General features: G+C 36.8%; 8 protein-coding genes and 2 tRNA genes. 4 read left to right on the top strand and 6 right to left on the bottom strand.

What is annotated here, in order from left to right; all coding sequences use genetic code 11:
• Positions 1-10 precede the first annotated feature (10 nt).
• From ACOMA7_RS06740 to ACOMA7_RS06730, 3 genes are read right to left on the bottom strand one after another with little or no spacing between them, the layout of a single operon-like run.
• Positions 11-1,009 (bottom strand): serine hydrolase domain-containing protein, encoded by a 999-nt coding sequence (locus tag ACOMA7_RS06740; RefSeq protein ID WP_301945585.1) that lies wholly within the window; start codon positions 1,007-1,009, stop codon positions 11-13.
• A gap of 16 nt (positions 1,010-1,025) precedes the next feature.
• Positions 1,026-2,861 (bottom strand): ABC transporter ATP-binding protein, encoded by a 1,836-nt coding sequence (locus tag ACOMA7_RS06735; RefSeq protein ID WP_421392854.1) that lies wholly within the window; start codon positions 2,859-2,861, stop codon positions 1,026-1,028.
• Positions 2,845-4,578: an ABC transporter ATP-binding protein gene (locus ACOMA7_RS06730; protein WP_203621559.1), complete on the bottom strand. Its 1,734-nt coding sequence runs from the start codon at positions 4,576-4,578 to the stop codon at positions 2,845-2,847. Before ACOMA7_RS06730 ends, ACOMA7_RS06735 begins: the two co-directional genes overlap by 17 nt.
• Before the next feature lie 133 nt (positions 4,579-4,711).
• On the opposite strand from ACOMA7_RS06730, the gene ACOMA7_RS06725 reads away from it, so the two are divergent.
• The 3 genes from ACOMA7_RS06725 to ACOMA7_RS06715 all read left to right on the top strand — a co-directional run bounded on the left by ACOMA7_RS06725 (position 4,712) and on the right by ACOMA7_RS06715 (position 6,162).
• The gene (locus ACOMA7_RS06725; protein WP_041152760.1) at positions 4,712-5,041 is read left to right on the top strand and encodes a hypothetical protein; all 330 of its coding nucleotides are present in this window, start codon (positions 4,712-4,714) and stop codon (positions 5,039-5,041) included.
• A 109-nt stretch (positions 5,042-5,150) separates the two neighbouring features.
• Positions 5,151-5,504, top strand: a complete 354-nt coding sequence (locus tag ACOMA7_RS06720) for a hypothetical protein (RefSeq protein WP_054608027.1) — start codon at positions 5,151-5,153, stop codon at positions 5,502-5,504.
• Positions 5,505-5,607: 103 nt separating this feature from the next.
• Entirely contained in the window at positions 5,608-6,162 is a 555-nt protein-coding gene (locus tag ACOMA7_RS06715; RefSeq protein WP_301945648.1) for a cysteine hydrolase family protein, read from the top strand.
• A 43-nt stretch (positions 6,163-6,205) separates the two neighbouring features.
• Here ACOMA7_RS06715 and ACOMA7_RS06710 read toward each other — a convergent pair whose 3' ends face one another.
• From ACOMA7_RS06710 to ACOMA7_RS06700, 3 genes are all read right to left on the bottom strand, one after another.
• On the bottom strand, positions 6,206-9,484 hold the full coding sequence (locus ACOMA7_RS06710) for a glycoside hydrolase family 70 protein (RefSeq protein WP_421392850.1): 3,279 nt from the start codon (positions 9,482-9,484) through the stop codon (positions 6,206-6,208).
• A gap of 999 nt (positions 9,485-10,483) precedes the next feature.
• Positions 10,484-10,861 carry a DUF1304 domain-containing protein gene (locus ACOMA7_RS06705; RefSeq protein WP_421392848.1) on the bottom strand — a complete coding sequence of 126 codons (378 nt, stop codon included), beginning with the start codon at positions 10,859-10,861 and terminating at the stop codon, positions 10,484-10,486.
• A 723-nt stretch (positions 10,862-11,584) separates the two neighbouring features.
• Positions 11,585-11,657 (bottom strand) — tRNA-Gln (locus ACOMA7_RS06700).
• A gap of 117 nt (positions 11,658-11,774) precedes the next feature.
• Here ACOMA7_RS06700 and ACOMA7_RS06695 point away from each other — a divergent pair.
• A tRNA-Glu gene (locus ACOMA7_RS06695) sits at positions 11,775-11,848 on the top strand.
• The last annotated feature ends 146 nt before the right edge of the window (positions 11,849-11,994 follow it).

The raw sequence follows: 11,994 nt of genomic DNA, 5'->3' as shown, positions 1-11,994 counted from the left end.
CCGTCTTTTTTTATTTGTTTTCGTTTAAATAGGTTTCAATCAAAGGTTTACGACGTTCAATATAATATTCGTTTGGTGATACCGGATGAATGCGGTTGGATAGAAATACCATAGCGTGTTTCTTTTCAGGAATGATGACGATAAAGGTTCCGGTAAAACCAGATTGCCAGATAAATGGCATCCCCTCGTAATCAATCCTTTCAAAACCATAGCTTCTTCCTAAATCATGCTTAGTCTGGTCGGTGTAAAAACCACGGACTGTGTCAGAACTTAGTACCGGATTGTCGTCTGGATTCAAAACTGATTCCACAAACAGCAATAAGTCATCCATATTACTGAATAGTCCGGCTGAACCACAGTCCTCACCTAGCACTTGTGCTTTTGGATCATGAACATGGCCTTGTAACAAACCGTGTTCTTCATCGTATGTGGTTGGCACACACTTCTTCGCATCAGGATGAAATGAACTGTTAACCATGTGTAATGGTTTTAAGACCAATTCCTCAATTAAAGGTTGAATGGTCTTACCGGTTACCTTCTTAGCAATTAATCCTAAGAAGATAAAGTTCACGTCAGCGTAGTGCATTTCGTGATTTAAACCAGCACCCGCTTTCAATCCCAACAACGCTTTAATTAGCTCATCATGGTCTAGTTGATCACGATGTGGAATGTAGCCCTCAATTCCTGAAGTGTGGGTAATTAGATTACGCACGGTCACTTCTGGATATTGCCATTCTGGTAAGTAATCACTGATTGAATCTTCTAGTGATAGTTTACCGTCTTCGACTAGTTTTAAAATCACCATTGTGGTTCCGACGACCTTAGTCAAAGAAGCCATGTCATAAATCAAATGACCATCGGTTAAGGGCACCTCTTTAGGCACTAATTGCTTGTTTCCAATCAGATGGCGTTGAGTGCCATCTTCATCAATAAATGCGTAGTTAACGCCGGGAACAACACCATCGTCAACTAACTTTTGAATCGCCAATTCCGTCTTATTATATTTCATCGTCTTCATCACCTAATTATAGATTGTTACCAATAAATTGTGAGTTGTATAAGTCAGCATAGAAACCGTTTTGTTCCATTAATGACTTGTGGTTACCTGTTTCTCTAATTTGTCCATGGTTCATCACAATAATCTTTTCTGCGTTTTGCACAGTTGATAATCTGTGGGCAACAACGAAACTGGTACGACCTTGAATCAAACGGTCCATTGCGTCTTGGATTAGTGATTCAGTTCTAGTATCAACTGAACTGGTTGCTTCATCCAAGATTAGGATTTCTGGGTTAGCTAGGAATGCACGGGCAATTGTAATCAATTGACGTTGACCTTGAGAAACGTTTGATGCTGCTTCATTTAATACAGTATCGTATCCGTCAGGCAACTTTTCAATGAATTCGTCTGCTTGAGCTTCCTTAGCTGCTTGATATACTTCTTCATCGGTTGCGTTAGCATTACCATACTTGATGTTATCAAAGATGGTACCGGTGAATAACCAGCTATCTTGTAGCACCATTGAGATGTGTGATCTAAGTTCACTACGTGAATATTCACGAGTATCAACACCATCTAACTTAATTGATCCAGAATCAATATCGTAGAAACGTTCTAGCAAGTTAATGATAGTAGTCTTACCAGCACCGGTTGGTCCAACGATGGCAACAGTGGTTCCCTTTGGAACATCTAAATTGAAGTCCTTAATTAAAGGAGTGTCTTCAACGTATCTGAAGTTAACATCTTCGAACTTAATCTTGTCGTTAGTTTCTTCATGTGCCAACTTTACGTCTAAGTCTTGCATTTCAGGTTCATCTAGGACCTTAAAGATACGTTCAGCAGATGCGATAGTTGATTGAATGGTGTTAGTTAAGTTAGCTAAGTTGGTGATTGGTTGGTTGAACATGTTGACGTATTGTAGGAATGCTTGAACATTACCTAAAGTAACGGCACCTGCGGCAACCTTGATTCCACCAAAGATGGCTACGAAAACGTAGTTTAAGTTCTTAACGAAGTTCATTAATGGGAACATGAAACTAGATACGAATTGAGCCTTCCATGCGTAGCTGTAGTACTTATCGTTTTGTTCTTCGAATTGCTTGATGGCTTCTTCTTCACGGTTGAAAGTCTTGATGATGGTGTGACCAGCAAAGTTTTCTTCAACTTGACTGTTAACATCACCCAAGTGGCTTTGTTGCTTACTGAAGAAACGTTGTGACTTAGGAGCAACTACCCCTACGATGATTCCAATTAATGGAAGTGTACAGATAGCAACCAATGTTAGTGAGAAACTAATGGTTAACATCATGTATAGCACACCAAAGAATAGAAGCACACTGGTGATGAATTGCGTTAAGTTGGTTTGAAGCATGGTAGAAATGTTATCCATATCGTTGATCATTCTAGACATGATATCCCCATTGGAATGAGTGTCATAGTATGAGATTGGTAAACGTTCTAGTTTAGCTTTCAAATCCTTTCTCAACTGGTAAACAACCTTTTGAGAAATGTAAGTCATAATGAATTGTTGACCAACGTTGAATAACGCAGCCAAGATATATAATGAAGCAACTGTAATTAGGATATGTCCAACCGCTGTAAAATCGATTGGAATTGACGAAACGTGTAAGCCTTGTTTCTTCATCACAAAGGCCTTCATAACACCCTTGTAAATTTCAGTTGTAGCTTCCCCTAAAATCTTAGGAGTAACAATTTGTAGTACCACGGCAGCGATTGCCATGATTAATGTGAAGATGATTCCTAGCATCCATGGTTTAACATACTTCACTAAGCGCCATGTTGCTGACCAGAAATTTTCTGCTTTTGCGCCTTTTCCTTTTCCATGATTATGCACGGTCGTCATCTCCCTTCTTAATTTGTGAGTCTAAGATTGCACGGTAATAAGGGTTATCCTTGGATAGTTCTGCATGAGTACCTGATCCAACGACCTTACCATTGTTCAATACCAAGATGACATCAGCATCGGCAACGGTTGAAATTCTTTGCGCAACAATTACTGTTACAGCACTTTGAATCTTTTCATCCTTGTTCAATGCTTGTCTTAATTCAGCATCAGTCTTGAAGTCCAATGCTGAGAATGAGTCATCAAATACATAAACGTCAGCATTCTTTAGAATCGTTCTAGCAATTGCCAAACGTTGTTTTTGTCCACCAGAGAAGTTGTCCCCGTTTTGTTCAACACGGGTGTCTAATCCGCCTTCTTCTTTAACGAAGTCGGCTGCCTTAGCAACTTCTAGTGCATGCCAGATTTCATCATCTGTAGCATCTTCATTACCATACATCATGTTTTCTTTAACAGTACCTGTGAATAGGACTGCCTTTTGTTGAGTAATTGAGATTAACTTGTGAAGTTCTTTTTGTGCCATGTCCTTGATTGGAGTGTCATCAATCTTGATTTCACCACTTGAAACGTCGTATAGACGTGGAATCAAGTTAACCAAACTAGACTTACCAGAACCAGTTTCACCGATAATGGCAACGGTTTGGCCGGCCTTAGCTGAGAAATTAATGTCTTCAAGCGCTAATTTATTGCTGTCACCGTATCTGAAGTCAACGTGGTCAAATGAAAGACTAGCTGAATCAGATTTTGGTGCAACAGTTTCGTCAGCGTCGACAATTGAATCGTTAACATCTAATACTTCATTGATACGACTTGCTGATGCTTGGGCTCTAGGAATAAATACGAAAAGCATTGAAAGCATCATGAAACTAATCAAGATTTGAGTAGCATAAGTCATAAATGATACCAAGTTACCAACTGCAAGTGAGTTAGTAGAAATCATCTTGGCACCAAACCATACGATTCCAACGTTAGTTCCACTTAGGATGAAAGTCATAAGTGGGAACATTAATGAAGTAAGCATGAAGACTCTGATTCCTGTCTTAGCGTACTTGTTGTTGTACTTGTCAAAACGGTCTTGTTCATATTGATCACGGTTAAACGCACGGATAACACGAACACCGGTTAGCCCTTCTCTAAAGACCAAGTTCAATCTATCAGTTTGACCTTGTAACTTCTTAAATAGAGGTCCGGCAAATGACATGATGACAAATACAGAGACTAATAAGACACCTAATGCGCATAGGAAGACAACAGTAAGATGTGGACTCTTAACAAAAGCCAATACCATTGCACCCACTAACATAATTGGTGCCATTACCATCATTCTTAATACTTGAATCATTACGTTTTGGATTTGCACAACATCATTAGTATTTCTAGTAATTAATGATGCATCCCCAAACTTATCCAAGTCTTGGTCAGCTAAATAAATAATCTTACGGTATAAAGCTGATCTAATTTTCTTCCCCATCTTTTGGGATTGGGTGGCAGCAAAGAAGATGTTACCCCCCGCTGCTAGCACCCCGATAAACGCAACTCCTAACATCTTAAGACCTTGGGTCCAGATATAGTTAATATCATTTTGGGCGACCCCTTTGTCGATTAAGTTAGAAGTAACGGTTGGTAAATACAAGTCACATGAGACTTGCACAACCATAAATAGGACAGCTGCAACAACTGCCCACCATACTAAATACTTCTTAGCAAGTTTTATCATATTTACATTCACTCCGAACGATTTTTTTAGTATTTGCCGTTTTAAAATTCAAAAGATTATTATATACTCTACTCGTTGATTTTAAAAGGGATTGCATTACCCTTTTATTAAATACACACAAAGGAGTAATACTATGGGAAGTAATTCTGATGCATTAAGAAACGTTTTGACGTTTGTTAAGAACAATCCTGACAAGGTCATCATTAATAATAATAAGTACAACAACGCCATCCAAATGCTAATTCAAGACGACGTTGCTGTCGGTAATCCTGACCTCTTCTTCCCGAAAAATCGCATTCGTGCCAACCGCATGAATCGATCATTTTTAGAAGAAAACAGTCACCTTTTGGATTACTTCAGTGAAATGACTGATACAAGCTCCATGGCGTTTAACGACGTTTGGATTTCTACCAGTCATATCTTAGACCTAGGTAAATATTTCCTCGATTTATCTTTTGAATAATCACATTATACTATAACAAAATTTTTATACTATAAAAAGCAACAACTTGACGTATTTTGTTGTAAATAGTATTATTTTATACTGTTAGTTTAAAAAATGGAGTTATGAAATGAACAGTAAGATTGCCGCGATTATCATCTCAATTTGTGAATTCTTCCTAGTGGCCCTATATACGGCGACCGGAATGGTATACGCATTTTCGGATGGTATCGACATTGAAAATGCCGTTATGATCGGCTCACTATTCTTTGTCCTCGCTCTATGCTATTTAATTCAAATCATCTTTAATTTCTTTTTGAGAAGCATCTTCGCAAAGGAAGTCTTTTTAGGCATTTTAGTCCTAGTCTTTTTTGCAGCATGCATGCTTACTCCTGATATTAATCTTGAATTAGTAGTCATTAATTGGATTGTGATTATCGCAAACATTTTAAACGTGATGGATTTAGACTTATTAAAATTTTAAGTAGGACATTTTGTCCTACTTTTTTCTTATGTTTTCGATAAATAAAACTGGTTATTTTTTTATACTCATATATAATAGTAGTAATTTAATTAAGGAGTTATCCATTATGAGTAATGAAGCCCTACTGATTATTGATTACACAAACGATTTCGTTGATGAAAAAGGAAAGCTAACCGTTGGAAAACCTGGCCAAGTGCTAGTTGATTACATCGTTGATTTAGCCGAAGAATTTCGTCAAGCTGGCAAGTGGGTTATCCTACCAACCGACTTGCATCAAGAAAATAACCCCTACCACCCAGAAACTAAGTTATTCCCACCACATAACTTAAAGGATACCTGGGGTCGTGATTTCTACGGAAAACTAAACGACTGGTACAACGAACACAAGGATGAAGAAAAGGTCTACATGTACGACAAGACTAGATACAGTGCCTTTGCCGGAACTGATTTAGATCTTCGTCTCCGTGAAAGAAAAGTAGATACATTACACCTAGTGGGTGTCTGCACAGATATCTGTGTATTACACACTGCTATTTCCGCATACAACTTAAATTACGACGTTGTCGTTCATGAAAAAGGTGTTGCTGGATTAACCCAAGCTGGTCATGACTTTGCTCTAAGTCACTTCAAGGGCAGCCTTGGTGCTACAGTTAAGTAAACAAAAAGAAGCTATCAAACGATAGCTTCTTTTTTATTGGCTTTTACTTGTGTAGCTTGAAGTATTGGCCGTTCTTCTTTAGAAGGTAACCCATACCCTTACCTTGGATACTAGTACCATTCATGTACTTAGCGCTCCAAATCTTGATATGTGTCTTTGAATCAATTGGTTCGTTGGTTGATTTTTGCTTTTGTTTGAATAATGAAGGATACTTCTTCTTCAACATTGACAAGAACTTGCCACCAAACTTGTATTGGTAATCCTTCTTGCTGCTCTTAGTACTTGCAACGTATAATGCGTTGTTGATTTGATTCTTCTTGTTCTTAGGTTTCTTACCAAAACCATCGATACGAGTAACAGTAGTTAATTCTTGACCGTTTAAGTCATATAGTTGGTTCATAACATAGTCGGTTAATGTGTGAACACCTTGAGCATGTAATGCCTTGTTGGCGTCGATTAATTGATCCACAGTACCGTACTTAGTTGACTTACCATCCATACCTAAGTTGTAACGATCAGAGAATGCATAACCATTTTCTTCAGTGGTATCAACGAATGATGAATCGTTGTGAACTGGCATGTAGTGACCTGGGAATTCAAAGTCAGTGATTCCTAATTCCTTGAATAGGCTTGCGTTTTTCGCAATCACAACATCGGTCTTCTTGCTGTTATTCTTAGTAATTGGTTGTAATGATGAGAATCCTTCGTAAGCAACGTGTGAATCTAGAGCTGCGTTTGAATGGAATGTCTTACCATCTTTACTCTTCTTAGTTGAAGCTTGAGTTCTAACGTCTTGGTTATCACTTGCTCCTACTGGTACCCAAGTTGATAGGTAACCTGAAACCATTGGGTTGCTTGCACCAAATACTTGAGTGTTGTCTAGGTGTAGGTAACCTTCAGCATCTGTCTTAACAACGTACTTGCTTGCTTCTTGATCATTGTGGAATACAGTCAAACCATCCTTGGTAGTCATTAATTCTGGACGGTATTCTTGGTTCTTGTGGTCTGCACCCATGTAAATCTTGATTGGGCTAGTGATGGATACATCTGGATTGTTTGAAGTTACTGATAAGTAACCTGATTGACGACCAGTTGCACTAGTGCTGGTTGGTGTTAAGTCACCTTGACCGAAACGAACTGAAGTCAAAATGTCGTTTCCTTGCATTCTCATTTGTTGTCCACCAGAAACGTATTTAACACGGTCTTTTAGCATGGTGGTGATTGAGTCGAAGTATGGTGACTTGGTAGCCATGTATTGGTCACCTTCTAGGTATAGATCACCATAGTAGACACGAGGAACTACATCCTTGTTTGAAAGTAGTAATGAGTAAGCTGCTGGAATGTTGTATTCTGCATACTTCTTGTTAGTTGCAAATTGATCTTGATCGTAAATCTTGATAGCCTTGTTCAATACTGCCTTAGTAGGAGCATTTGGGTTATCCTTTGAAATATCAGAAATGATGTTAGCGATAAATGTTTGCACACCATCATGAACGTTTAGGAATGAGTAGTTTGGAGTAACTTTGTTTTCAGTATAGTCATCTCCACGGTTTACCCAGTCATTAGTGATAACTTGGCTAAGTTGACTACGCTTACCTGGAGCTAATGTAAATGGATATACTAATGTGTTAGTGTTATCCATATCATGAGTTAATCCCTTGTTACCGTCTTGAGCAACTGATACACGTGATTCTGGCGCACCATCTTCAAGTAGGTTCAAGTGAGCATTAGCTTTAGCGTCTGATGTCATGTTGAAACGCTTAACTTGGAAGTTTTCGATTAACTGAGTAATGTCGTAATCCATACTTCCAGTAGCATCTTCTCTACCACCATCGAAGTTACCATTTGCACCCTTGCCTAAGATTGAACTGATATTCATTAGGTAGTAGAAGTTGTTTAAATCTTCTGCTTGAACAGTTGGGTTTGAGTTATCAACATCATTAGCTAATAACAATTCATAGTTCTTGTAGTTGTTCTTCTTTTGCATGGTGTAAGCACGACCTAGCAATCTGTATCTAGAATTGGCATTCTTGGTAGTCTTGCTGTTAACGTACTTAAAGCTTCCACCTTGTAGGTTACCCCATCCATATACCGGCTTTTCACTCTTAACATTCCAGATGCTTTGAGTCTTGATGAAACCTGTCATGGCAGTGTGTAGCCAATTAACATGCTTAGTCTTAGTAATGGTCTTTTCAATGTTAGTTTGGATGTTTAAAACAGCTTTATGAAGCTTCTTAGCATCACTCTTAACATTGTATTTCTTCTTGTCATTAATGTTTAGTGACTTATTAAAGTAGTTAGCATAGTTAGCCTTAACAGTCTTACTTGGCCACCAGTACATTAGAATTGGTCTGTAATCTTTTTTAGTTGATTTTGACCACTTCTTACCATTACGGTAAATCTTCTTTGGTTGGTACCAAGTATCAGCAGTTAAATAACCATCAATGTTAGTTACGTATTTTTTAGTAAACTTAACTGGTGCATTGAATTGGTTAAATTGCTTAATTTGACTATCACTAAATGATCTAGGCTTGATTAATGTGACTTTCTTGTATGTAGTAGTCTTAGTTGCACTAGCATTTTTATCAGTGGTTGTTGTTTGGTTGTTAGTAGTATTGTTAGTACCATTATCCTTGCTGGCATCACCAGTAGCTACTGTAACATTGTTGTTATTAGTAGCTTGGTTAGCGTTAGCAGTGTTATTGGTAGTTGCAACTGTTGTGGTTGCTGGTGTTGTAGCAACTGGCGTTGTTGTAGTTACTGGTGTTGCTGTAACTGGTGTTGTTGTAACCGGTGTTGTAGTTGCTGGTGTTGTAGTTGCTGGTGTTGTAGTTGCTGGTGTTGTGGTGTTGTTACTGTCATTACCAGTCACAGGTGCTGGAATTGGAGTAGCGTTTGATGCGTTAACTACTTGGTTGTTAGTGTTGGCATCTGTACCGTTTGAGTTCGCAGCATTGGTACCAGCTGGGTTATTGTATTCCTTATCATTCTTACCATCTGAACTATCACTATGAGCACTTGCTTCACCAGTTGTAACTGTTGAAGTTGCAGTGCCACCCTTATCAGTATCACTCTTGGTAGTAGTAGTGTCTGTGGTAGTTGTAGTGCTTGCGCCTTGTTGGGCAGCTGTGGTAGTTGCTGTGGGTTGGACAGTAGCTTTTACAGTCGTCTTATCAGCCGCAGGAGTTGCATCAGCATGAGCTGTTGCTTGGGTCATGTAGAAACCAGTTCCCATGGTAACGGCTACAACGGCAGCGATTACCCATGATTTACCAGATTTGTACATTCTATAATGTAACTTTGAATCTTGGTTATAATTCATAACTTAAAAACCCCTAACTAAAAATTTATAATTGAAACAAAAGGAATTATATACTTTATATAATCATTTTTAAAGAAAGTTTTAAGTTTATTTTAAGTTTCAGATGATTTTTAAAGTTATTGTAATATAAGAATGCCTATAAATAAGGTCTATAATTCATTTTGCTTCAAATATTACATGTTTGTTACTTTTAAGAAATCTAGGCTTTTAAGCTTATTATTTTTTAATTTTTGCCCCTATTAGTGATCGATTTAAATAATCTGATTTAAGACACATCAAATAAGAATACAATAAAATATAAATGCCATTTTTAGACACTGTGTATAATTTTCTATCATAATGGTTAAATCTTTCTAAAGGCACCAATCCACCACCGCAAAGCCATTTAGCCAATAAATTGATGCTTTTACTTTATAAATTTGCCATATACGATGAAGGATTTTTTATTTTCATCTTTCATTCTAAAAACCGGATTTACTTTTCTCTCATATTAAAGTTGTAAAATACGAATATTCCTTTTCAATATAGCTGATAACTACTAAGGGGGAGAAAAATTGAAAAAGAATAACAATAAGACTGTACGATTACTATGTATATTCGCAAATTTATACCTATTAATCTCTAGTCTGGTATTTGGCCTAATCCTTTTGGAGACCTCCAATCGGATGGAAACTGAGGGATTTTCCCAAATATATAGCTGGTTTTACGTCCTCTCGCTAATTACCCTAGTAATTTGTTTGATTGCACAATTACTAATCATGTTCATTGGAAAAGTGCAATTAAAAAAGCTAGCCATTTTTGAGATTGCCTTCGTAATTTTTGAAGTCATTCTCTTCACGTTAGACGTAATTGACTGGCCACTGATGATTAAGACAATCTTAACTGCCTTAATCGTGTTGGTTTTACATATACTATAATCTTCTCTAAGAATCCTTATCTGCCATATGATAAGGATTTTTTAGTAAATAAAAAACGCCACTATCAAGTGACGTCTGTGTATTAAATGTTATTTGTAATGAATATTGAGATCAATGCCAATGCGGCTGGCAAACCTTGTGTGATGATAATCTTCTTGTTAGCGGTAAAGCCACCAAAAATGGCGGCAACGACCACAAATCCTATAAATAGATATAGGTTAAAAGTTGCAATTGATTGTGGTAGAACAAACATCGTCAATAGAATGCCGACACCAATAAAACCGTTGTATAGTCCTTGGTTAGCCATACTAATCTTGGTCTCAGGTGTAAATAGGTATTCCATCGATAGATCAAATGCCTTTTGAGCCATCTTGGTACGACTAAAGAACATCTCTAGAATCATAATGAACAATGCTTCAATCGCGACAATTAACGCTAATACATCACTGATAATTTGCAAACTAATCACCCCTTACACTTCGTTTAACTCGATTCTAACATATTAAAAAATAATATTTATTGGCCTAGTGTTATTTATGATTTATTTAAACAAATGATGCTACCTTAATAAACATCTAGGTGTCTATTATCTTGTGATTAAAATCATTTGTAGGCGATTATTTTAATTTTTTTATAAAACATTTTGTATAAATAAAAAATGTTAATAACTATCCTAAAAACGATGAATATTAATGAATTTAATTTTCGTATAAAATGCACTAATTGTGACATTTTCACTATATTTTAAGGTGATTATTGATATGTTAATCTATAAAAAAATATAGGAGAACGTATTATCAAATTTATACATAAAATTTATAACAACAAATCAAACAAAGCATCAAAAACTCGAAAGGAATCCTTAAAAACATCCTATCAAAAGGTTGCTAACATATTCGATCGTAATATTAAACGAATGAACAAATTCGGCGACGAAAAAAGATTCACCTTATATGCCTTATTATCTGCAATTCTGATGGCCATACTTATTGACCTCTTGGTTGTCGCGATTAGTTATCTATAATGAATCAATTATTTAGATTGATTAAAATAATATGATTGTTATCATAAAGTTTATTTGTTATTAGCTAGATAAAAGCTAGTTGATTTACAAAAATATATACAAAAAATAAAAAGCACCCTCACTTAATCGTGACGGTGCTTTTTTATGTACGCTTAGAAACTGAGTATACTGGATTCGAACCAGTAAATTAAGGATTCAGAGTCCTCTGCCTTACCAATTTGGCGAATACTCAATAACTGATTACATAATTAATATTAATACTCAAAATACCCTTATGTCAACGGTTATCAGCATTGACAGTGCTAAAAATGAATAGTAGTATAAATATATAGTGATTGATTAGTGATATTGCCCGCTGGTCAAACTGGTTTAAGACGTCGCCCTCTCAAGGCGGAGTTACGGGTTCGATCCCCGTGCGGGTGATAACAAAAAAAGACAGCCATGCACTGCACCCCAAAGTTTGTACAAAACTTTGGGGTGTTTTTGTGTCTAAATATAAAGTAGAAGATAAATTAAATGTAATTAACGCATACCTAAACGGTATGGGATCTCAAATGGTAGCTAGAAAA

Origin of the sequence: Apilactobacillus intestinapis (assembly GCF_049166695.1) — a bacterium.
In the GTDB taxonomy this organism is placed as follows: domain Bacteria; phylum Bacillota; class Bacilli; order Lactobacillales; family Lactobacillaceae; genus Apilactobacillus; species Apilactobacillus kunkeei_C.
The sequence above is the reverse complement of the archived record's forward strand: the minus strand, read 5'-3'. Positions and strand labels throughout refer to the sequence as shown.